Origin of the sequence: Chryseobacterium sp. MYb328, assembly GCF_037572595.1 — a bacterium.
GTDB classification, from domain to species: domain Bacteria; phylum Bacteroidota; class Bacteroidia; order Flavobacteriales; family Weeksellaceae; genus Chryseobacterium; species Chryseobacterium pennae.
Genome location: NZ_JBBGZQ010000040.1, coordinates 1 through 24,095, shown reverse-complemented (window position 1 = coordinate 24,095; position 24,095 = coordinate 1). Strand labels below are relative to the sequence as shown.

Genomic DNA, 24,095 nt, shown 5'->3' with positions numbered 1-24,095 from the left:
CGTTAGAAGGATCTGAAGCTACACGTCCTGATACATCAGTTGATCTTGATACGCTGTAGTTCATTTTTAATAATTTCTGACCTTCTCCGTTGTTGAATTTTAAAATCCCTCTTGAATTTCTTTCTGCCATGATTTGTAAATTTTAATCGTTAGTAATATTTTGTGATTCAGTGATTGTTTAGCAAATATAGAAGGTCTTTTTCGCTAAAAAAAACTTTTCACCATAAATTTAAAAAATTGTAGTAGTTCTACGACTTTTTGTAGTAATTCTACGACTTTGGATTTACAAGCACATTCATAACTACCAATAATAAAGCACTTTGTATTTTATCTCCAAATCATGAAAAAAAATATTTTTACACTTAAGTGAGAAATAAACAGCATTATGAATTTAAAATTCGGGGGTTTTTCTCGAGATTTAAGATCCTAAATCAGGAGAAAAAAAATCTTAAGAAAGAGTTTTTTTTGGGGGGCACAAATAAAAAAGCAGAAGTAAAATGACTTCTGCTTTTTATATGTTAAAACTAACAATTAATGTTTAGTGTATTCCGGAGCTTCTGTCGGAACCATAGTTGGAGTAAAGAACTCGTTAAGCCAATAGAACGTTTGTCCGTTCTGCTGAATCTTTACGGCAGGATTATTTCTGTGGTTCAGCATCCTTTCTGCCAGATCCTTATAGTGATGGAAATAGTTTCTTACTGTTTCATTACGAACAATTTTTGATTTTCTCCATCCTTTAAGTTTGTACTTCGCCATGATCTCTTCCTCAGAAAGGTCGAATCCTGTGCTCATTCCAATTGCATAAGACATTGGTAACTCATAAAGATCTCCTTTATCCAGGAATTTGATCGTTGGATTGTATTTCTTTAACAATCTTACATATTCCTTGATCGCTTTTGACTGATTGAAATCCGGTTTATCAGGAGCTGTATTTCTGTATACTTCAGAATAGAAAGCTTTTAAATTATCATATTCCGATTCAGAAATAAGAATTCCTTTTTCTATACTCGGAGTAATCTCTTTCAACTCTTTTGGCAGATATCCTTTCACAAGGAACGGATTTCCATAATTGATCAACTGTGCTGCAATTCCTGCAGAAACAGGATTGGTAAGTCCCGGATACAGATATTTATATTTCAAATCCACATCTGTTTTTCCTGCTCCTACGGAAGAGTGGAAGTAATCATTCAGAGACTTATCTACATTCTGATTATCTAAAGTTACCTGCGCGATAAGACTATCCACTGATTTTTTCAGGAATCCAGGAGTCGCAATATCTCCTTTTTTAGGGAAGATTACAAATCCCTGAGACATACTCTGTTTAGGATAAGCTAAGGAGAAGAATCCTTCATCACCTTCTACAAGGCTGAAGTTGTTCTTGGTAAGAACGTCAGATTGGTTGATGATCTTTTGTTTTTTAAGCTCAGCAATATTTTTAGCGGTATTGGTCACTATGTTCTCTGCCATCAATACAAAATCATTATAGGTATCTGAAGATCTTGCACTGGTCTGGAACATAATCAGTCTTGCCTGAGCCTGAGTAAGAGAACCGATAACACTGTACATATTTCCGCTTTGGTTAGCAGATGTACCTACAGTCACTACAATATTGGTTTCATCAGGAACGTTGGAAAGAAGGTTTCCTGCTGCAGAAAGGGCCTCTCCTACCGGCTGATAGCCATTATTACTTGCACAGTTCATCTCATTTGTTTTCTGATCGATAAACGTTGTAATCTTACTGTAATCAGGACTTAGGTTAGAAACGGCAGTATTGGTCCCACAAGGGTTATTTTTATATAAAACTACACCGTATTTTACGTTATTGAAATAGGATGGTTTTTCAAATCTAAGCTGAAGATCCTGCAATAATGATTTTACAATAGGGGCATAAGGGGCGTTTCCGGCACTTATATCCAATGCAAAAACAATATTGATATTTTTATCTCTGTCTGTAATTTCTCTATAACGGTCGAAATAAATAGGCTCCCCTAAAACATTAAAGACATAGTTTTTACTATAATCGAGGATATTTGTAAAATATTTCGTTTTAGAATCCGGGGTTGGAGCTTCATTTAAAGGCAGAGTCACCGGGAAGATATTTTCTAAAGGTTTTCTCTTGTTTACATCCGTAAGAAGAATGGCGGTTCTGTTTTCCGCATCTGATCCTGATGCTCCGGGATACCCTTCATGTACTCCCAGTTCTGTATCGTTAATTCCTGTCGGGTTTTTAAGCTTAATTGCTGAACGCTCACCCCATGTGGAAATCACATTGGAGCTCACCCATCCATAAAGGCCTTTTCCAATACTGTCTATATCTATAGATGGTTTTTTACCTACCAGGAATCTTTTATTATTTTCAGCCTGCTTGTAAACATACACCACCTGTCCGTTAGGGATCTTAACATTAGCTGTTTCAATAAGGCTCGGTGAATTGAACACCATGATCGAGTCATTTTTATAGTATCTTTCAGCACTCTTGATCACCTCGCTGTTATTAGGCACTACAGCCACTCTTACAGGATACCCGGTTCTCTCGCTTTTCAGGGAGTGGTTCCATAAAAGCAGGTCAGATTCAGGGATCCAGCCATATGTTTTAATAGATTTTGATGAGACTTTTTTCATTAAAGCATCCGGAACGTATTCCGCAACTTTTACCATTCCGTCTCTATGTTTCAGAACCATTAAAGGCTCCAGAAATTTTACTTCTTTATATGATTTTTCATCATCTTTATCCAAATAGGCCGTATTTCTTGATCGGTCCGAAATCACGATCCATGGAACGGATTTTTTTGGATAGCCGTTAACAACCGTTGAATTATCTACTTTTCCGTATTGGGAAGGCTCAGGAGTTTTTTTTGATGGCAGTTTTACCTGACAACTCGTCAACAATACTGATAACCCTATATAATATGCTGCTAGAGGAAATTTATTTTTCATCCTATTTATCTTTTTATGATTGGCACATCCGAAGAACCGGACGGTATTATTTGCTTTGGTTTATATCTACTTTCGTTACGCAGTTCTGTGTATCATCTAAATTCACCTTTACGGTCTGGATCACAGTATTTTTGTCAAACTGAAGACCTGCACAGTACATATAGAAGTTATTTACTTTACTGTCATTTACTTTTACCACTGTGTTTTCATTGTTACACAGGTACGTTTTCAACAGGTAATTGTAGTGCATATTGAAACTGTTTCCATTTGCAATCTGCTGTAAATGATATTTGAAATCGTTATCAACTTTTGCATAAGAGTCTTCTACAGATACTTCCTCCTGTTCTAAAGAGTTGTAAGCAGGAAGAATTTTGATACGGTGGTAGATAGGCTCCTGGCTTTCTTCGGTATAAAGGGTAACCACATAGTCTCCCGGTTTTTTATAGGCATAGATGGCTAATTTTTCTTTAGCATCCGTATTTCCTGTTTCTCCAAATTTCCATGCAAACTGTGTAGCATTGGAAACGGCACGGAACTGCACATTCTCATTCTGCATAGCCTGTGTCTGAGCTTCAATAGTGGTCTTAGACTTTGTTGTGTCTTTAGCCTGCTTTACGCTTCTTGCGGACACCATTACAGGGAATGATTTAGTGTATTTACTGTCAACGATCAAACTTACCTGGTAATATCCAGGCTTATTATAGAAGTGGATCCCACTGTTTTTATCAGAAGTTGTTCCGTCTCCAAAATTCCATCTTTTGGTTTTTGCAAACTGGGTTTTATCTTCAAATAAAAGTGTATCTCCTACCGACAATGTAGATGGATAGACTACTCCAACAATATCATCAGCAGAATGGATCACTTTTTTCTGCAGCCAAAGTGCAACAAGAGCAGCGATGAGCAATGTTGCAATAACACCGATAATAATGTTCTTTTTGTTTTTTTGAAAATAATTCATAGTTAATAATTGTGATGTGTTTTATTTAAAGTTCCTAAATTCATTATTAGTTTATTGGGTGCGAGCTTTCAACTCATTCTGGCGCTGATAAATCTTATCCTGCTTATCTTTAAACCCAATTCTGCACTCCTCTACCTGCTTTTCAAATCTCTTGATATCTTCTGAAGTGGTTGAAATTACCTTTTTATCTTCGTAGTACATCTTGTAGAAGCGGGCAATTTGCGGATAGGCATCTTTTCTGGTATCAACGATATCATGACCTTTAAAATAGCCATTAAGATCATTCACTCCTACAAAGATATTATTTTCCACAAAAGGCTGTGGAGCTTCATCGGTAAGTTTGGTAATCATGGTATAAGTACTGTCCATGATCGGAATAATGATTTTTTGGTGTTGTTCAAATTCGGCCTTTTGTTCGAGATTCTGAATTCCTCTTACATCTTCATCAGAAAACGGGGATTCAAAACCTTTCAAAAAGAGAATTCCCAGAAATATCATAGCAGTCACAAGCATCAGTATCAAATAAAAAAACTGATAATGCCTTTCTTTTTTAGATAGTGTAATTTGTCCTTGCATATCTTTATTTTTTTATCGTCTTCTACCTCCGGTGAAATTTCTTGTAGGGTCTTTTCTAAGCTCAGTATTGGCTCTGTTTACTTTTCCCATACATTCATCCAGATCTCTGAGAACTGTTTTCTTTTTGTATTCTACTCCAATAATTTTGGTCTTTAACGTAAGCATAGGTCCTATCTGCTTCATCAGTGTGGCATAATGTTTAAAGCTTTCGGTACTGTCTTTTCCCATAATACTTTTAACATTTCTTACGTTATCCATGATATTCGTTCTAAGAAAAACATCATTTTCCACCTTGTTCATGTCAAGCTGGGTCATTTTTTCGTAAATATCATCCACATTATCTTTCAGCATATCACTTCGGCGCATTAATTCTTTGTAAGCTTCTGCTTCACGACTTATCCCTTCTCGCTGTATATCATAGCTCTTAAAGAAGAGGTACAGGCAGCTAAAGGATACCATAGACAAAACAACAAATGAAAGGATAAACTTCCAAATGCCCGTTCTGACGTCAGATTTGTTCAATTTTTTTTCCCTGTTCGAAGACATATATTTGCGATTTGTTTGGCCTGTGAAAGTATAAAAATTTTTTTTTATGCACAATACGTATTTTCCCTGCTCTGGTTTCGTAAAATCCCGGTTTAAATTAATATTAATTTAAACTTTCATAAGTTTTTCATAAATTAGGCCTCTGAATTTTAAATATCATTCGCCAAATCGATATTAAGAATGAGTAAAATATTATCTAATACCGTGCGTTTCTCCATAGCTGACAGTGATTTTTATTTTAAAAAAATAATGATCAAAACCCTGATGGAAAACCCTTTCTATATGCTTTTGAACGACTGTAACAATGGCCATGAGCTTGTGAACAGAATCTACAGAAGGCAGGAAGATGTATTTATCATAGAGCTTTTTATGCCGGTATTAAGCGGGATTGAAGCTATTAAATATATAAGGAAAAATAACACAGAAACACCTATTATCACTTATTCCGGGACTTACCAGGAAGATATGGCTGAAATTCTGTCGAAAATACCTAATATCTATTATTGTCAGAAGAACAGTACTATTATTAAAGACATTATTAAAGGAAGCATAGCCTCTGACGAGTTTGATTTCGAAGCCTATTCAAAAGAATGGGAGCAGCAGCCACTGGCTGTACAGGAATATATGGACAGACAGAAGAAGGGACAGGAAGAACTTTCTCCGGCTGAAATACAATTGATGAGATTCTGCTACGAAGGCTTCAGTAATAAGGAAATTGCAGAAAAACTGAATCTGAGTACAAGAACTATTGACACATACATTAACCGCCTTACGGAAAAACTGGGACTGAAGACCAAACTTCACCTCATCCGTTTCTGTGTGGAAAATGGGTACTACAACTCCAGTATGTAGTGATTACAGGATACAAAATGAGTGACAGAAAACACTGGCATGACTAGTGTTGCCTGTTCCGTTTTTTTCGAATTATCAGTGTTTTTTTATCATTATATTGCAATATTATTTTATTATTAAATTATCTTTAAGCAGCGTTAACATAGCATATACATTAATATCTCAACTTATTGAACAAAAATATTTCGCCACTAATTTGCTAGTATTCAATTTTTTTAACTAAATTTGCACACCTAAAATTTAAAATTAAAATAAGGAAATGACAAAGGCAGAATTGGTAAACACCATCTCAAATAAGTTGGGAACAGAAAAGAATGAAACACAGAAAGTTGTAGAAGCTTTTATGCAGGAGATCAGAACTTCTATGTATAATGGGGATAACGTTTATCTGAGAGGTTTTGGATCTTTTATCATTAAAACAAGAGCTGCTAAAACAGGAAGAAATATTTCTAAAAACACTGCGATTGAGATTCCTGCTCATAACATTCCTGCTTTCAAACCTTCAAAATCTTTTGTTGAGAAAGTAAAAACGAAAGTTGCAGTAAAATAAGAACATTAACTGAATATTAACTAGTTACTAAAAAATTAAAATTATGCCAAGCGGAAAGAAAAGAAAAAGACACAAGGTTGCAACTCACAAAAGAAAGAAAAGAAGAAGAGCAAACAGACATAAGAAAAAATAATCTCTTTTTCTCGAGATTTACAATATAATAATATAGTTGGTGGTTTTAAATTTTTAAAGTTCACCGACTATATTTTTGTTTGCAACTATAAGATTCCGCGGAAAACGGATGGTTTCAAATATTATTTTAACAAAAATATAATGGTTTTCATTCTAAATCCTTATATTTAATAGATGAATTAATCGAGAACAATACCAATTTCCTAAAATCTTAACAATTTTTATCTGATAACAAAATGAAGAAAGAACTAATAGTTTCGCATGAAGATGATCTTACAAAGATTGCACTGCTGGAAGACGGAAGACTATGTGAACTTCATGAGCAAGAGGACAAAAGCGATTTTATAGTTGGAGATCTGTTTATAGGTAGAGTAAAAAAACTGGCACCAAACCTGAATGCAGCATTCGTCAATATAGGATATGACAAGGATGCATTCCTGCATTATCAGGATCTGGGCCCACAGTATCTTACATACAGAAAGTTTTTAAAAGATACGATCTCTAAAAAACAAAATACTTCAAGCTTAAAAAATTTCGAGATACAACCCGAAATAGATAAAAACGGAACGGTAGAAAAAGTGATTGCAAAAGACGATCTTGTTCTTTTACAAATTACCAAGGAACCTATTTCTACAAAAGGTCCCAGAATTTCTACTCAGGTTTCACTCACAGGACGTTTTTTGGTTTTAATTCCATTCGACAACAAGGTTTCCATTTCCAAAAAGATCAGAAGTTCTGAGGAAAAGGAAAGACTGAGAACTCTAATCGACAGCATCAAACCTGAAGGTTTTGGAGTGATCATCAGAACAGTAGCCGAAGGAAAAAAGGTAGCGGACCTTCATAATGACATGAATCAGCTGATTCAGAAATGGGAGACCACCTTTAAAAATATCCAGAGAAATAAAGTTCCGTCTAAGGTTTTAAGCGAAGAAGACAAAGCTTCAGCTATTTTAAGAGACAATTTTAATCAGGATTTCGTGAATATCATCTGCGATGATGAGCAAATGGTGAACGAAATGACAAATTACGTTGAAGTAATTGCCCCTGAAAAGAAAAATATTGTCCAGTTTTATGATTCTCATATTCCACTCCTGGAATATTACAATGTTGAAAAACAGCTTAAACAGAGCTTCGGAAAACATGTAAACATACCAAGCTCCAAAGGCGCTTACCTTGTTATTGAACACACCGAGGCACTTCACGTCGTAGACGTTAACTCCGGAAACAATATTACTACCGGAGCCGCTGTCAATAAAGAACACGCTCTTAAAGTGAACAAAATGGCAGCCACTGAGATTGCCAGACAGCTCCGCCTCCGCGATATGGGAGGTATCATTGTGATCGATTTCATCGACATGCCCAACTCAGAGCACCGAAGAGAGCTCTATGAACACCTTAAAGAGGAAATGAAGCGCGACAAAGCTCGCCACAAAATACTTCCTCCAAGTAAATTCGGTCTGATCCAGATCACCAGACAAAGAAACCGTCCGGAAAAACAGATCGAAACCAAAGAAGAAAACCCGAACAAAGACGGAGAAATTGTAGCTCCTATTGTGATCGTGGAAAAAATGGGTGAAACACTTAGAAACATCCTGCAGAAAGAGAAAGGAAAAATCTACCTGCATGTGCACCCGTTTGTAGAAGCCTATCTAACAAAAGGCATCAAAAGTATCCAGATGAAATGGTTTATCAAGTATAAAAAATGGGTAACCATTGTTCCAAGGGATTCTTTTAAATATTTAGAATATAAAATCTACAATTCGAAAAAAGAAGAATTGATAGAATTTTCTAATTAAGACAAAATTTAAAACCTTCAGTTTTTACTGAAGGTTTTTTTATTATATTTGTAACAACATAAAACTCAAACAAATGAAAAAAAAATCACCCCTGATCATTCCGGGTGTTCGGAATACCTCTACCCCATACCCCAATTATTTCAAAACAATCCTTTTCATTCAATAATCAGAATGAGGGTAATATAAACTATTTCCCAAAGAAACTTATGTTTTTCAAATATTCCCCAGACCTGTAGAGTTTACAAAGGTCTGCTCTGAAAAACAGTAATACCATGAAAAACATTTAAAATTAGATACGATGATTAAAAAATTATTACTGCCATGCATTTTGATGATTCAAAGTGTATCTGCTCAGATTGTTTCCTATGATAACAGCTTTGCTTCAAGCGGGCGATATGCTATCACAAACAACAATAACATCTACAGAACCGGAATCGTTCAAAATCCCGACAAGAGCATTTATTTTACTTACACCAGAAGCAGTTCTTCTCCAGCCGGCCCTGAATATATTGTTTCAAAGCTTAACGCTAATGGAACCATAGATTCTTCTTTCGGAAATAATGGAGAAACTATTATCCCTGATTATTACACCGCTGCCTATAGCCAAATCACTCAACAACCGGATGGTAAAATTCTCCTGTTTAGTTTCTATGATGATGGTGCAGCTATTATCAGAATGACATCCAACGGGCAGCCTGATACTACATTTGGGATTAACGGAGTTTCGAAGATTTCAAATGTATTTAATGATTTTAATAGTGTTGGTTTTGGTTTGTATCTGCAAAATGATAAAATCATCATTCATGGCCTGACGATTGAAGGACCATATAATTATTATAAAAGTATTTACAGGCTTAATAACGATGGAAGTATTGACAATACATTCGGAACCAATGGATCTATAAAGACTATGGGGAACTTTGTATTTTTAGACAATCAGTCAAATATCGTAAGCCTTGTCACTAATTACAGCAATACAAACGCCAATGTGACCTATCCTAACGGAGGAATGGAAAAATATGACAGTAACGGACAACCGCTGACAAGCTTTGGAAACAACGGATCTCTAGTCTTCACTACCAGCCCCGGATTGATAGGAACAGCTTCTATGGACAGCAGTAACAATATTGTCTGTACCAATATGAATAATGAAATATTCAGAATCACCCCCAATGGAACTTATGATAACTCATTCACATTTGATCCTATTAACTCCTATCCTTTTACAATCATTACGATAACTTCTGTAGTTGAAAAAAATGGTCAGTATTTTATAGCCGGTCAGACCGGTACAACCGGGGAAACATTCTTCATTTCCAAACTCAATCCTACAGGATCTGTAGATTCTTCTTTCAATTATTACTCAGAAACAACTGCAGATTCAGACGGTATTACAGACATGATCATAGACAACGGTCACATCCTTGCAGGGAAAGGGTCTCATATTCTGAAGTTTTTAATCAATAACGCGACATTAGCCACAGCCGCCCAGCCTATTATCGGCCAGCCAATGATTTCCTTCGAAAATCCGGTTAAGCAGAATTTAATTTATGACACAAAGGAAACTGTACACTCTATAGACATCTATTCCGGAGGCAAGATTATCAAAAAAGTAAGAAGCAACCATTCAGACCTTTCTGATCTTCCGAGTGGAGTTTATCTGGTGAAAATCAGATTCGCCAACGGGAAAGAAGCAACTAAAAAACTGATCAAAAACTAATAAAACTGCCTCTTATCTAAGTATGCCTTATTTAAAAACAGGTAAATGATATTATAACGATAAGAGGCTAAATTTTTATCATAACAAAGAACTCAAACAATATGAAAAAAAATTTATTATTAGTTACTCTGATAGTTCAAAGTGTTTCCGCTCAAATTATTTCTAAAGATCAAGCTTTTGCAACAAGTGGTATTTATTCCATGGTGGAAAATACAGCTTGGTCCGCAATGGTACAGAATTCTGACAGCAGCATTTTTTTTACTTATGCTAAAGAGAATACCACATCCGGGCTTAGAGATTCTTTTTTATCTAAACTTACCGTAAATGGAACTGTAGATTATTCTTTTGGAACCAACGGAACCCTTCAACTTCCTTATTATGCATATAATAGCCAACTCAAAAAGCAATCTGACGGAAAACTATTGGTTATGGGGTTTTCTAATACAGGAGCAGCTGTAACAAGGCTCCTTCCCAACGGAACATCAGACATCACTTTCGGCAACAATGGAACTGTAATAATTCCTGAACTTTACCCAGATGGCAATGATCGTTCTTACGGAATTGTGTTTCAAAACGATAAAATTATTGTTCATGGAGTTGATAGTCCGGACGGACTGAATTTCAAACACAAAATATACAGACTCAACAATAATGGAACTATTGACACCACTTTTGGAGCCAACGGATCTGTCTTCACGCAGGGAGGCTGGTCACCCGGATCATTTGTATTACTTGATAATCAAAACAATATAACAGCAGTTACTAATAATGGTATTATGGAGAAATTTAACTCCAATGGCAATCCCAACACCAGTTTTGGTAATAATGGCGTGTTACAGATGGCTTCAGGATTAGGCTTTGCGGGTACAGTAATGATGGATAGTAACAACAGGATTGTATATTCAACTCTTAATGATGAAGTGTTTAGAATCAATCCGGATGGTACTTCTGATCCTACTTTTAATTATAATCTACCTGATCACTCAGGGATAAATGGTGGTGCCTGGATATTAAACATTACTGAAAAAGACGGCTATTATTATATTGGCGGAAATGGTGAAGGTGATTTTGCCCATACTGCATTTATTTCCAGACTTACCCAAAACGGAAATATAGATCCCAGCTTTAATTATTATTCAGAATCGGATTCTAATTTAGGAGGCATTGGTGATATGATTGTAAACAACAATAATATTATTACAATCGGAGGTCTTCATGTTGTCAAATACATCGTAAACAACACAACGCTTGCTACTAAAGAAATTACAAAAAGTAACAACAATATTGCTTTTGAAAATCCTGTAAGCCAGAACCTGATATACATCACTAAAGATAAAGTAGCTAAAATCGAGATCTTTTCTGCTCTTGGTGAACGTATGAAAACAACAAAAGAATCCCATACTCCTGTTTCAGATTTGCCTAAAGGTATTTATGTAGTTAAAGTTACTTTTGAAGATGGAAGCATCAGTACCAAAAAAATTATTAAAAATTGACAATAACAATATATGGATGATCAAAAGTATTTGCCTACTCTGAGCAGATATTTTTTATTATCAATTTAAAACTCAAAATACAATGACAAAAAATTTATTTCTAGTACTGCTTCTTACAGTACAGATTGCTTTTGCACAGATTATTTCGAAAGATTCCAACTTTGCTTCGAACGGAGTTGCTGAAATTCCAAGCAATTCTATAACCAATTCTTATCAAATGGTTCAGAATTCTAATGGGGAAATCTATTTCACTTATAATATGGATGTTGCCACAGGAGTTACTCATGGATTTGTAACCAAGCTTACTCCCAACGGGACTCCAGATCCAGCTTTTGGAAATAATGGAACAGTGAAACTACCTTCTGAACCTTCTATGACTCAGATAAAGTTACAGGCAGACGGGAAACTATTAATTTTTAGTTTATTGGCCAATGCTCAAATATTAAGACTGCTTCCTAATGGTCAGATAGATCCTACTTTCGGAACAAATGGTATTTCACAGGAAATAGATGCAGATCATGATGACTACTTCAATTCGTATGAATTTATTCTTCAGAATGGAAAAATACTGGTACATGGCATCCGCAGAGGCCAAGATCCGCATCATACTATTTACAGGCTCAATGCTGATGGAAATTTAGATAACAGTTTTGGCAACAACGGATCTGTGACCACAAAGGGAAATCTTACAGGCAGAACATTTGTCTTTATTGATAATCAATCCAATATTATCACTTTCAGTGATAATATCAGCGTTATTGAAAAATTTGATCCTGATGGACATCCTATAGCAAACTTTGGAAATAACGGAACGGTACAAATAAGTATTAACGGTACGTCGGTGGGTGATGTTGGCGATGTATTCCTGGACAGTAATAATAAGATTGTTTTTTCTACTTTTCAGAATAACAATATGTTCAGGCTTAATCAAGATGGAAGCCTTGATAATACATTTAATTATGATCTCCAGACCAGTCTTGGTCTTCCTTCAGGTCCCAGAATCTTAAACATCACTGAAAAAGACGGATATTACTATATTGGTGGAGCTGCCGGAGATTCTATGTATAACAATAATTATTTCATTTCAAAACTTAATCCGAACGGTTCACTCAATTCTACATTTGGATATCATATAGAAACCAATTATGACGAGACAGGTTTAATTTCCAAATTTTTCTCAGTTACTGAAATGATTATCAATAACAATAATATTATTGTAAAGGGAAACAACAACATTGTAAAATATCTGCTTAATAGTGGAACTTTATCAACAGCGGATATTACAAAGGCTGCTCATACTATTTCTTTTGAAAACCCTGTGAAGCAAAATCTGGTTTACCAATCGAAAGAAAAAGTAAACAAGATTGAAATTTATTCTCTGGATGGTAAAGCAATAAAAACCATAAAGAATTCCGGCACTCAGGTTTCGGAATTGCCTAAAGGAATTTATATCACTAAAGTGACTTTTGAAAGCGGAAGCAGTATTAGTAAGAAGCTTATTAAGAATTAAAATATTACCTCTGGTTTTTACCGGAGGTTTTTTTTATCTGGTTAACAATCATAGGGATTTCATATTTTCAGGTTTTGGCTAAAGCTATTGGATTTATTTATCTATTTTTGAGAGAAGGTTAAAGCCTACTCTTATTGAATTTTAATGACATTTTTTTTAATTATGAAAACTCACCACTACAAAGCTATCATCCAATGGACAGGAAATAGGGGAACCGGAACCAGCGGTTACAGGGACTATGACAGAAATCATACCATTTCCGTAGAAAATAAGGCTATCATTGATGGTTCATCTGACCCTTCCTTCCGCGGAGATAAAACAAAACACAACCCTGAAGAAATGTTTCTGTCTTCTCTTTCTTCCTGTCACATGCTTTGGTATCTTCATTTTTGTTCTGAAGCAGGTATTATCGTTATAGATTATACAGATGAAGCCACCGGAATCATGGAGGAAACATCCAATGGAAGCGGTCATTTTACAGAAATTACCCTACACCCTACTGTTACTGTTTCCGAAGAGTCTATGATTGAAAAAGCAGAAAAATTTCATCATCAGGCAAATGAATATTGCTTTATTGCCAATTCTGTTAACTTTCCAGTGAAACATATCCCTGTAGTGTTAGTTAAATAACAAAATTATTTTCAAAAAGACCATTACAAACACCAATAAAACTAGTAATCCAGCAAAAATAACTCTACAATTAACAATCAAAATTCAATAAAAAGAGACTTATTTAAATAATAATCAATAAAAATAATATTTTACTGATGAAATATTTATAAAAAAGTTAAATTATTTATCAATTTTATTCAAAATGTTAGATTTTTTTTATATTTTTATATAAACAAAACTAACCATGATGAAACCAAGATTAACTATTTTTGATGAGCCGATGTTGTACACAGAGGGACTCTCGAAATTACTGACACAAAGCAAAATTTTCAACACGATAGATATCTGTAATTCACTGGAGACACTCTCCAAACATTTGAAAGATGAGCCACCCGAAATTCTTGTCATAAGCTCCAATATGTTCATGCTTACCGAGCTGTTCAAGTCTGTAGAGACCATCATCTCGGAACATAACAATATCAAAATTATCATCATTGGAAACTGCTATGATGTGATTGACATCCGAAAGCTTTTCAATAAAGGTATCAAAAGTTACCTCGATAAAACCTGCAGATATAATGAGTTTATAAAATCCATTAATGCATTGCTACTAAATGAAATTTATATTTGTGACCATGCAAAAGAAAGGATGATAAGCTTCATCAGTAATGAACAAGGAACACGGAATTTACACATCAGAGATCCGCTTACCCGTCGCGAAATGGAAATTCTTAAACTTATATGTGACGGCTTCAGCAGCAAAGATATATCCGAAAAACTCTTTATCAGTATCAATACGGTAGAAACACACAGAAAAAGAATTCTTTTGAAACTCAATGTAAAAAACACAGCAGGAGTCGTAAAATATGCGATTGAGAACCATATCATCGACTGAATGAGAAAACATCAAATGATGAAAAAAACCGGATCATATGATCCGGTTTTTTTTGCCTATCCCAAAATTCCCATTAATAAAAACCTGGCAAAGAAGTGATTATTAAAGTAATGTTTCTGAGTAGAAGTCAATAGTGAAGGGTCAATTCGCTTCGCTTGTCAATTTTTCTTAGACAGTGAAAGTTCACTATTGACTTCTAGTATATATCAACTTTAAAAACCTCAAACCTTCTTTCTCCTATTCATAATCCGGCATTTCCCCATTATTGAAAAGGGCAGCTCGTGAAAGGTCTGTCAGATTGCTGTTAAGATCTATCGTCATAACATTTCTTTGCGAAATGTTATCATTAGAGGTATTCATAAAGATAACCTGTGCATTATTAGGTGAAAATCGCGGATCAAGATCATTGGTTCCCATAGTCTTTTCGCTTTCTACAGAAATATCACTGACACTGTCATTGGTAAGATTATAAATGAAGATATGAGAATCCAGCTGGCGATAATTTCCGCTTCCATCCTGATAGCCGGATATATCGCGGGTAAACAGAAGAAGCTGTCCGTCTACAGAGAAATTCAGCCCTCCGCTGGCTCCCACAGATCCAGACAATACTGTTTTAAGAGTATTTCCCATCATATCAATGACATAAATATTCGCATTATAACCGTTGTAGTCGTTGGTTTTTATGGCAATTTTACTTCCGTCATAACTCCAGTCACATTCTGAGATCAGGCTGCCATCCGGAGTCGTATAAACCAACGCCAGGCCACTGCCATCTTTATTGATCCTATACAGCTTATTGAAATTTGAATAAATAATTTCTTTACCGTTAGTACTCCAGGCAAAATCCATTTCGTAGGTATTAAACCCAGCTACAGGAACGGTTGTTACTTTAAATGGATTGGATCCATCAGGATTTGCTGTGTAAATATGGGTACTTCCACCTTCTGTTCGGAGAAATGCAATGAGCCCTGCATTATTATTTTTCCGCGGTCGCCAACTGTTATAAGAAGAGTCTGTGAACTGAAAGCTGTTTCCCTGCTCATCACTTGACATGATGACAAAGTTACCGTTCAGTTTTCTCACATAATGATACCTGTTGGCAGGAACCGTATTAGTGGTAAATTTTCCGATTAAGCTTAAAACTGGCTGGTGAATGCCGTCCGAAACAGACACCTGCCAGAAGTAACTTACACCAAACTTCAGATTTGAAAGTGTATAATGATTAGCCTTCAAATCATTAACCTGAATCACATTAGTGTCAAGATTATTTTTAATTGTTAAACTATATTTTAAAACGTCTGCGGTATCCGGATCTGTTGCACTCCAGGTCAGTTCAACACTTAATGGCTGATTGACCGCATTATCTATCGGACTGAGAAGCTGCGGTGCTGTAGGCGGAGAATTCAGTGAAGTATCATCGTCCATTTCAAATACAACTGTTACCAGCTGATTTTGATTCTGCATGTTGACAGACTGGAAACTTGTAATATATCCTGAAAGTTCTGCCTTTACAGAATAGTTCCCTATAGGCATTGCCGCAATTTCAAAGGAACCATCCGTACCGCTAAAAACGGTTTGCGTTGTAGGGTTTGTAAAAATTTTCACGTTCGCAAGCGGTACATTACTGCCTCTTTTTACTACTTTTCCTTTCAAAATTCCTGTCTGAGCCTGTTCTACAAGGTCTTCATTACATGAAAACAGACAAAAAGTGAGAATGAATATGCTGAGTATTTTAATTAAAGTTTTCATAATTCGTGTTTTTATTTGTTTCCCAGGTAAAAATTGATTCCCAATGCAAAGCGGAGAGCCTGATCTTTTCTTTTTCCGTTGATCAGCCCTTCCCAATTGTCTTTAAAGCCAAGATCATATTGAGCAGAAGCCCTCAGTGAAAAATTATGATCAATCATATATTCAAGACCGCCTCCAAATTGTCCTTTGTACTGAGGTTTATATTTGGAATACATGGCTCCGGCCCCACCATAAATGTAGGGACTGAATTTGTATTTTGGAAAAAGCAGATATTCAAGATTCACTTCCGGCCCGTAATAGTTTCTTTTCACTATATTTTCATTCTCCAGAGTGAAGTAATTTCCATTCACCTCAACATTAAAATTAGGAGTGAGAAAGTATTTGAATCCGATTTTTCCACCGATATTCATTTTAGGATTTACATAATCATCTCTGACCTTCTGTGCTTCTATATGGGCAAATACAGAAACTTTCTGTCTGTAATTGTCAGGATATCTGTTTCCGATTACTCTTCCGTTATTATGTTCCTGTTCTTTGTTGTACTCATTGATTAACGCCTGATAGCTTGTGGTATCATCAATAGCTTTTCCCCATATTTTATCCTGAATCCCCTCTACAATAAGAGACTTTACTGATTTTTCAATAGCTTCGGTTACAGCTAACTGAATGGGTTCGTTTTGAGTAAATCCCACCTCGCCTTCCAGCAGCCTTTCTGTATCTACATACCTGAAAAAGCTCCCGTTAACACTTGTGGAAAGAATGGTTTTGGAAGTATAAACTGTTTTAAGAATTTCTCCGTTAAGAGTGGAAACAGCACGCAGATAAATAGTAATCCTGTCCTGACGGTATTGAGTGGAAGCTCCAATGCCAAAATAACGGGCACCAAGGCCTCCGGTCAGGATATTACTGTCATAGGAAATGACTCCTCCTTCCAGAAGAATCCCGGCGTATAGAAGCGGAGGAAGTGACTGAGTGTTTTTATCTGCATCTTTAATGTATTCCTGACGGGTGGATCGGATGATTTGTCTTTCATTGAGCAGATTGGCTATATTTTCTCTTTCAATAGGAATAAACCAACGGCTGTCTTCAAGTGCTTTGATAAGAATAGTTGTTGTTCCCTGAGGCACTGCTGTGCTCCAGTTATTCCCGTTTTCAGAAGGTTTATACTGACCGGTCTGGTCTCTGAATTTATAAACTCCAATAACTATTTTTTCTTTGGGCAGAGGTAGTTTTTTCAGCTCTTCTGTAGAAGAAGTCACCTCTCCCATTGTTGGCTTTTCCGGATCTGAGGGTAATCCAAAGATCGAACTGCAAGCCTGCAAAACACATAGCAGAAAACTACAGAAAAAAATTCTGGTGTAAGTGTAAGTTCTCATGATAAGTCTGGTTTTAAGTTTTTATTTTATTTTGGAATTACGACCTCGGACTGATCGCCTGTACTGGTATCCAAAATATTGATCAAAAGTCCCTGATTGGTATTGGTAATCTGCAGGTAAAGCGACCCGAAAAGGTAGTTACCCGGCTGGATGTTTCCATCACCAAACTGCTCATCAAAAAGCTTTCTTGAAAGTTCACTGAGGATCTGTCTGTTGAGACTCTGAGTAAAACTGTCAAGGGAATTTACTTTATCAAGCAGATTGCTGTAATCGTTTTTTTCATCAAACTGATTCTGTGCATTGGCTGAGCTTAAAAGCCATTGATAATTAAAAGTATCTCCTCCAAATGCAGGATTTATAGGCTTATAAACAAGTTGTTGAGATTTCCCTGAGAAAATACCCGCAACAAAAATTAAAAGAATAATAAAAGTTTTCATGGCGGACGATTTTAATAGATAAATTCATTTTTTATAAGATTTTTCTTTGCTGTAAATTCTTTGATATACTTTAAGCTGAAAGCTAATTGTTCTTTCAAATAATCTTCTCCAGGATTGGTCATAAAGCTGTAAATAATCTTATCATCAATCTGGATATTGATCTGGCCGCTTGTCCCCCGAAGAGGAAGCTCGGAAATCGTAATGGCACTGACACTTTTATCCGGAAGCTGACTATACTGGATATAAAACATATCATAAAAGTCTTTTCCAACCTTGGTTTTGGTGTCGTCAATCGTAAGTCCTTTCAGTTCATAAACAGCATCATCTTCAATTCTGGCTGTTTTCTTTTTAAAAAGATCACTGTTCAGTTCAAGGCTATCCTTCGCCACTAAAGCTTTGGACTCTTCATCTCTTATATAGAGGAAGGCTTTCAGGGCATCTTTGGATTCAAGATTCACACTGATTTCAGATAACACTTTTACTTCATTCGGATTCACAGAAAACTTACCACTCTGCTGGTTATTGGAAAGATTCCCTCCATTTCCTTTTTTTATGGATATTAAAAGGTAATTCAGTTCTTTATAGACCGCTGTATTATTAATAACCACAGCTTTTATTTTTATCTGGTTTTCCAGAGTGCTGTTCTCAATTCTTGCGGTTACTTTTTTATCTTCCTGCCCATAACCCAATACAGACAGAAAGAATAAAAAAGTATTAAAACTCAGGATAGATAGAGATTTCATCATTTGTGTTTTAATAATTTCTCATAAAAATGGTCCTGTTATCTCCTTTTACATTGATCTGAATTCCGTCAGAAATGCTGTTGCTTCCCGTAATGTCAATGATATTATTACTTCCTTGTGTAATAATAGCTGCCTTGGTTTCCTTTTCTGAGAATGAATTGATAAAATAAAGAGCGTTATAGTCCCCAAGTTGCTTTACAGTAATAATTGTTTTGTTATTAAGAGAAAGTTCCGCTTTGTTATAGTCACCCAGCTGAATACTATTGGAGTAACTGGCATTCATCTCAATATTCTGTCTGGCTATAAGAGTAAAGATTGTATTACTGTTCACCTTATCCCAGTCGATTTCCTGAGCCTGCAATGGCAATACCATACAAAGAGCTAAAACACTCCATTTCAAATTAAACATGGCATTGATATTTAAATTAAAGAACATTCATAGAGACCCGGTTATAATCAATTTGACAAATCATGATTTCCCGGTATATTCAATCTTTAGAAAAAAAAGGAGAAACCAACCTGTAGCTTCTCCTCAACTTTAAAGATTACAGTATCTGAAAGGGCTTAATTCGACTGATTCACAATCATTGAGTTTCCGTTTCCTACCTGAGTTCCAAGATGAAAATGGGAATCACCAGTTTGAGTTACCCAAGTAAAGTTACCATTACCTGCCTGAAGATCAATCGCTGTATTAGAGTTTCCTAATTGCACTTGGTATAGCTGATTAGCATTACCAACCTGTACTCCTACAGCAGTATTATCATCACCAATCTGGGCAGCAATTGCGATATTACTGCTTCCTACCTGAGTATGGTTTGCACTGTTATCATCACCTGCCTGATATTGAACAAGTATATTATTAGCACCTAACTGAAGGGCGTCAGCTTCATTTCTTCTTCCTGTCTGGATTTGGTAAGCCATATTACCGCTACCTACCTGAACGGCTGAAGCATCATTCCTTCTTCCATCCTGATATTGAAATACACCATTACCAAGACCTATTTGTACTGAAGAAACATCATTTCTTCTTCCAAGCTGAATTTGTTGAGTTGAATTAAAAAGACCAAGCTGCCAGGTTGAAGCATCATTTCTGTTTCCTGTCTGGCTCACATTATTTGAGTTTCCGATACCGATCTGATCTACGTCTATAGAGTTTCTGTTTCCATTACTCACGGCTGTATTCATATTGATGATACCTACCTGATCAATATCTGCAGTGTTACGGTTCCCATTCTGTGTTAAAGAATTCATGTTCAAAAGACCTGTTTGGTCTACAGTAGCTACGTTCAAGTTTCCTGTTTGGGTAGTCACATCAATATTAGATTGTGCAAAACTGAAACTCATGGCGATTAGTGTAAATACACCTGTAAGTAAATTTTTCATCTTAGTAAAAATTAATTGGTTAATAGTGAGACAAAGGTATATGCTATACTCAAGTGAAAAACCACCATCAAAGTGTAAATTCTAAAAGTCACTACTTACCGTTGATAAACTCACCATTTATGGTATTGATGAGGTCATGGATTTCAGTTACGTAGAAACACGGTATATAGAATATCAATTGTGAATAACTAATTCGCTTCACTTGTAGATTTTGATAGGAAATAGTTATTCAATATTGAGTTTAAGGTTTAAGGGTACCGGGATAATAGTCAGCAGTCATGCACGATTCACTTGTGATGCAAAATTGACTATTGATCTCTCCCATTGGTTAATTAATGTTAAGGCCTTTATTTCTTCAGGAATATATTGTTAAATTTGAGCTATGGAAAATTTTGGAAAAGATTTATTAAGGAAAATAAAAAGTGTAGAGCTTCCCGGTGAACCCGCTCACGGAGTATTCTCGCCTCCCTATCGTCCCGTTTTTACATATGATGATGTACTGGCAAAAAATCCCAAATTTGCAGCAGTGAATATTGTATTGTATCTGAAGGATAATGAATGGTATTTTCCATTGATCCAAAGAACCATTAATGAACATGACAGACACAGCGGACAGATCTCATTACCTGGCGGAAAACGTGAAGAAATGGATCAGGATTTTGCTGAAACTGCAGTTCGGGAAACTTCTGAGGAAATTGGGATAGACAAGCATTATGTGAGAGTTATCCGGGAAATGTCTCCTATCTATATTCCACCAAGTAATTTTTACGTATATCCCTATATTTCGTATACTAAAAAGAATCCACTTTTCGTTCTTCAGCAGACTGAAGCGGTTGAAACCATAGAATTTCCAATCACTTCTTTCTTAAATCTGTCGGACACCCCTGAACTTATGGCACTCCCAAGTGCCGGTGGACAGGAAGTTCCTGTTATCAACTTCAACGGATATATTATCTGGGGAGCTACAGCAATGATATTAAGCGAATTCAGCCAGTTGCTGAAAAAAATGTAACTTTGCACTACCGTGTTTAATTAAAAAATGGCGAAGAAAAATATTTTCACCGATGCATTCGGAACACCTTATTTTTTAAAAAGGTTTATTATTTTTATTTTAGGAGTTGTATCCTACAGAAGGTTCAACGGCTTTAATAAGTTAAAAATAACCGGAACAGAGCACCTTGTAGACCTTCCGGATTCCAATGTATTGTTTGTATCTAACCACCAGACTTATTTTGCTGATGTAGCTGCAATGTATCACGCTTTCTGCGCCGTAAATAATGGATATTTAAATACGATTAAAAATCCGATCTACCTGCTGAATCCAAAGATCGATTTTTACTATGTAGCAGCAGAAGAAACCATGAATAAAGGGATTCTCCCTAAAATATTCAAAATTGCAGGGGCTGTAACAGTAAAAAGAACATGGAGAGCAGAAGGAAAAAATGTCAACAGAATGGTAGACATGAGTGAGGTAGACAATATCATGAAAGCACTGGACAACGGTTGGGTAGCCACCTTCCCTCAAGGAACTACATCTGCCTTTGCCCAGGGACGAAGAGGAACTGCCAAATTGGTAAAGAACCAGCGTCCTATTGTTATTCCGATTAAAATCAACGGATTCAGAAGAGCATTTGATAAAAAAGGACTTCGTGTAAAGGTTACCGGTGTAAAACCTACCATGGAATTCAAAGCTCCCCTGGATATAGATTATGATAATGAAAAAGCACCGGAAATCCTATTGAAGATCATGACAGCCATTGAGCAGACAGAGGACTTCAATATATTACACAATTATGATGAAGAACTTAAAGCTAAAAAATTAGAACAAAAGGACTCAGATAATTAAAGTAAATTAAAATTATGAATAGAATAATTGGAATCTTATTCGCCATCATAGTATTTGTTTCGTGCAACAGCCAGAAAGTATATTCTGATTTCGATATCAGCTATTCGAAAAGTGGTGGCTATGCTCCTGTATATGAAAACCTGCTGATTAAAGGTAATAATGTACATTACTCCTTTGAAGGGCAAGGAAAAAAATACAAGCAGGATTTTAAAATTTCAACAGAAGATCTGAAAAAACTGGATCAGGTTCTTTCCCAGAATAATTTCAGAAGAATACAGGAAGACCGTAAAAAATTATACGATAATATTTCTACTTCGATCAATATTAAAAAAGGACCTAACGAAGGCAGTAAAACGGATGCCAGTATGATTATTCCCAATTATCAGACCAATTGGAACAACATCCTGGAGGCCTTCCAGCAGATCATTAATACTAATATTAAAAAACAGTAAATACAATTGAAAACCCACTTCATTGCTATTGGCGGAAGCGCCATGCACAATCTTGCCATCGCACTAAAAGATAAAGGATATCAGGTTACCGGTTCGGATGATGCTATTTTTGAACCGTCAAAATCCAGATTGGAGAAAAAGGGAATATTACCTCAGGAAATGGGTTGGTTCCCTGAAAAAATCACTTCAGATATTGATGCTGTCATCCTTGGTATGCATGCTCATCAGGATAATCCTGAACTGGCAAAAGCAAAAGAATTAGGGTTAAAAATATATTCTTACCCGGAATTTTTATACGAACAGTCTAAGAATAAAACCAGAGTTGTCATTGCCGGATCGCATGGGAAAACAACCATCACATCAATGATTCTTCACGTTCTGAATTTCCACCAGAAAGATGTAGACTTTATGGTAGGTGCCCAGTTGGAGGGCTTCGACTGTATGGTAAAACTGACTCAGGATAATGATTTCATGGTCCTGGAAGGTGATGAATATCTTTCTTCTCCTATCGACCTGCGTTCCAAATTCTTGTTATACCAACCGAATATTGCTTTAATGAGCGGTATCGCATGGGACCATATCAATGTTTTCAAAACTTTTGATGATTATATCGATCAGTTCAGAAAATTTGTCACAAGCATTACTCCAGGTGGAGTTTTAGTCTATAATGAAGAAGACCCGGAAGTAGTAAAAGTAGTGGAGAATGCTGAAAATTATTTCAGAAAAATCCCATACAAAACGCCTGCATATGAAATCAACAACGGTAAAGTATATCTAAAAACCGAAATGGGAGATGTTCCTTTATCTGTTTTCGGAGCCCACAACCTGCTGAACATGGAAGGTGCAAGACATATCTGCCGACAGCTGGGCATTATGGATGAAGATTTCTATGAAGCGATCATGAGTTTTAAAGGGGCTTCCAAACGTCTTGAAAAAGTAGAAAGAGAAGATAAGGGTACATTATATAAAGACTTTGCCCATGCTCCAAGTAAGGTAAAAGCTGCTGTAAAAGCATTCAATGAGCAGTTCAAAAACGAAAAGAAATATGGTTTTCTTGAACTTCACACCTATTCCAGCCTAAATCCTGCCTTTTTAGAGCAATATGACCATGCTATGGACGGATTGGATGAGGCTGTGGTCTTCTATTCTGAAGATGCATTAAAGATCAAAAGAATGGAGCCAATCTCTCCGGAATTTATTAAAGAAAAATTCAGAAATGAAAACCTGAGAGTTTTTACCAATGCTGAAGAACTTCATGCTTATTGGAATACACTGGATAAAACAAACGGGGTGTACCTGATGATGAGCTCAGGAAACTTCGGCGGACTGGATCTGACGAAATAATTTTACCCTACTAATAAGTAATTGATAATAAGATCACTTTTATGATCTATTTTCAATAAAAAATTAAAAACCCTTTCAGTTTGAACTGAAAGGGTTTTTAATTTTCATCTGTTTTCTATAAAATATTTATTAACACAAAATACATACTGAAGTATAAAATATTTTCAACATATCACAACGTAATATAT

At 35.8% G+C, this 24,095-nt stretch carries 22 protein-coding genes and 1 pseudogene; 12 read left to right on the top strand and 11 right to left on the bottom strand.

Annotated elements, in window-relative coordinates:
* The 5 genes and pseudogenes from WH267_RS25225 to tssO all read right to left on the bottom strand — a co-directional run.
* Nucleotides 1–130: pseudogene (locus WH267_RS25225) on the bottom strand (type VI secretion system tube protein TssD); the annotation flags it as partial.
* Between the two features lie 401 nt (nt 131–531).
* On the bottom strand, nt 532–2,937 hold the full coding sequence (gene tssR, locus WH267_RS24430; RefSeq protein WP_340011593.1) for a type VI secretion system protein TssR domain-containing protein: 2,406 nt from the start codon (nt 2,935–2,937) through the stop codon (nt 532–534).
* 46 nt (nt 2,938–2,983) lie between these two features.
* A complete protein-coding gene (locus WH267_RS24425; RefSeq protein WP_115973813.1) occupies nt 2,984–3,895 on the bottom strand; it encodes a PKD domain-containing protein in 912 nt (303 codons plus the stop codon).
* Between the two features lie 51 nt (nt 3,896–3,946).
* Nucleotides 3,947–4,471, bottom strand: a complete 525-nt coding sequence (locus tag WH267_RS24420; protein ID WP_115973814.1) for a type VI secretion system transmembrane protein TssO — start codon at nt 4,469–4,471, stop codon at nt 3,947–3,949.
* Between the two features lie 12 nt (nt 4,472–4,483).
* A complete protein-coding gene (tssO, locus tag WH267_RS24415) occupies nt 4,484–4,993 on the bottom strand; it encodes a type VI secretion system TssO (RefSeq protein WP_228455792.1) in 510 nt (169 codons plus the stop codon).
* A gap of 204 nt (nt 4,994–5,197) precedes the next feature.
* Between tssO and WH267_RS24410 the strand changes: the two genes are divergently transcribed.
* The 8 genes from WH267_RS24410 to WH267_RS24375 all read left to right on the top strand — a co-directional run bounded on the left by WH267_RS24410 (nt 5,198) and on the right by WH267_RS24375 (nt 14,577).
* Nucleotides 5,198–5,869: a response regulator transcription factor gene (locus WH267_RS24410; protein ID WP_123321311.1), complete on the top strand. Its 672-nt coding sequence runs from the start codon at nt 5,198–5,200 to the stop codon at nt 5,867–5,869.
* A gap of 259 nt (nt 5,870–6,128) precedes the next feature.
* Nucleotides 6,129–6,419 (top strand): HU family DNA-binding protein, encoded by a 291-nt coding sequence (locus WH267_RS24405; RefSeq protein ID WP_002984212.1) that lies wholly within the window; start codon nt 6,129–6,131, stop codon nt 6,417–6,419.
* Nucleotides 6,420–6,787: 368 nt separating this feature from the next.
* Nucleotides 6,788–8,347 carry a ribonuclease E/G gene (locus WH267_RS24400; RefSeq protein ID WP_340011588.1) on the top strand — a complete coding sequence of 520 codons (1,560 nt, stop codon included), beginning with the start codon at nt 6,788–6,790 and terminating at the stop codon, nt 8,345–8,347.
* Between the two features lie 298 nt (nt 8,348–8,645).
* Nucleotides 8,646–10,067, top strand: coding sequence for a T9SS type A sorting domain-containing protein (locus WH267_RS24395; protein ID WP_340011587.1), 1,422 nt, complete (start codon nt 8,646–8,648; stop codon nt 10,065–10,067).
* A gap of 101 nt (nt 10,068–10,168) precedes the next feature.
* Complete coding sequence (locus WH267_RS24390; RefSeq protein WP_340011584.1) at nt 10,169–11,560, top strand: T9SS type A sorting domain-containing protein; 1,392 nt, start codon at nt 10,169–10,171, stop codon at nt 11,558–11,560.
* A gap of 82 nt (nt 11,561–11,642) precedes the next feature.
* Nucleotides 11,643–13,070 carry a T9SS type A sorting domain-containing protein gene (locus WH267_RS24385; protein ID WP_340011583.1) on the top strand — a complete coding sequence of 476 codons (1,428 nt, stop codon included), beginning with the start codon at nt 11,643–11,645 and terminating at the stop codon, nt 13,068–13,070.
* A gap of 162 nt (nt 13,071–13,232) precedes the next feature.
* Complete coding sequence (locus WH267_RS24380) at nt 13,233–13,700, top strand: OsmC family protein (protein ID WP_340011581.1); 468 nt, start codon at nt 13,233–13,235, stop codon at nt 13,698–13,700.
* 226 nt (nt 13,701–13,926) lie between these two features.
* Complete coding sequence (locus WH267_RS24375; protein WP_228438977.1) at nt 13,927–14,577, top strand: response regulator transcription factor; 651 nt, start codon at nt 13,927–13,929, stop codon at nt 14,575–14,577.
* Nucleotides 14,578–14,814: 237 nt separating this feature from the next.
* Here the strand turns inward: WH267_RS24375 and WH267_RS24370 are convergent, their stop codons facing one another.
* From WH267_RS24370 to WH267_RS24345, 6 genes are all read right to left on the bottom strand, one after another.
* Nucleotides 14,815–16,326: a carboxypeptidase-like regulatory domain-containing protein gene (locus tag WH267_RS24370; protein ID WP_123321315.1), complete on the bottom strand. Its 1,512-nt coding sequence runs from the start codon at nt 16,324–16,326 to the stop codon at nt 14,815–14,817.
* A gap of 11 nt (nt 16,327–16,337) precedes the next feature.
* The gene (locus WH267_RS24365; protein ID WP_340011576.1) at nt 16,338–17,702 is read right to left on the bottom strand and encodes a CsgG/HfaB family protein; all 1,365 of its coding nucleotides are present in this window, start codon (nt 17,700–17,702) and stop codon (nt 16,338–16,340) included.
* A gap of 26 nt (nt 17,703–17,728) precedes the next feature.
* Entirely contained in the window at nt 17,729–18,139 is a 411-nt protein-coding gene (locus tag WH267_RS24360; RefSeq protein WP_115973823.1) for a curli production assembly/transport component CsgF, read from the bottom strand.
* Between the two features lie 11 nt (nt 18,140–18,150).
* Nucleotides 18,151–18,885 carry a curli-like amyloid fiber formation chaperone CsgH gene (gene csgH, locus WH267_RS24355; RefSeq protein ID WP_340011574.1) on the bottom strand — a complete coding sequence of 245 codons (735 nt, stop codon included), beginning with the start codon at nt 18,883–18,885 and terminating at the stop codon, nt 18,151–18,153.
* Between the two features lie 7 nt (nt 18,886–18,892).
* A complete protein-coding gene (locus tag WH267_RS24350) occupies nt 18,893–19,291 on the bottom strand; it encodes a hypothetical protein (RefSeq protein ID WP_123321396.1) in 399 nt (132 codons plus the stop codon).
* A 155-nt stretch (nt 19,292–19,446) separates the two neighbouring features.
* Entirely contained in the window at nt 19,447–20,265 is an 819-nt protein-coding gene (locus WH267_RS24345) for a hypothetical protein (RefSeq protein WP_115973824.1), read from the bottom strand.
* Nucleotides 20,266–20,647: 382 nt separating this feature from the next.
* Here WH267_RS24345 and WH267_RS24340 point away from each other — a divergent pair, with 382 nt between their 5' ends.
* From WH267_RS24340 to WH267_RS24325, 4 genes are read left to right on the top strand one after another with little or no spacing between them, the layout of a single operon-like run.
* On the top strand, nt 20,648–21,277 hold the full coding sequence (locus WH267_RS24340) for an NUDIX hydrolase (protein ID WP_115973825.1): 630 nt from the start codon (nt 20,648–20,650) through the stop codon (nt 21,275–21,277).
* A gap of 27 nt (nt 21,278–21,304) precedes the next feature.
* Complete coding sequence (locus tag WH267_RS24335) at nt 21,305–22,111, top strand: lysophospholipid acyltransferase family protein (RefSeq protein ID WP_115973826.1); 807 nt, start codon at nt 21,305–21,307, stop codon at nt 22,109–22,111.
* A 14-nt stretch (nt 22,112–22,125) separates the two neighbouring features.
* Nucleotides 22,126–22,563 carry a hypothetical protein gene (locus WH267_RS24330; protein WP_115973827.1) on the top strand — a complete coding sequence of 146 codons (438 nt, stop codon included), beginning with the start codon at nt 22,126–22,128 and terminating at the stop codon, nt 22,561–22,563.
* A gap of 6 nt (nt 22,564–22,569) precedes the next feature.
* Nucleotides 22,570–23,907, top strand: a complete 1,338-nt coding sequence (locus WH267_RS24325) for a UDP-N-acetylmuramate--L-alanine ligase (RefSeq protein WP_340011573.1) — start codon at nt 22,570–22,572, stop codon at nt 23,905–23,907.
* Nucleotides 23,908–24,095: the final 188 nt, after the last annotated feature.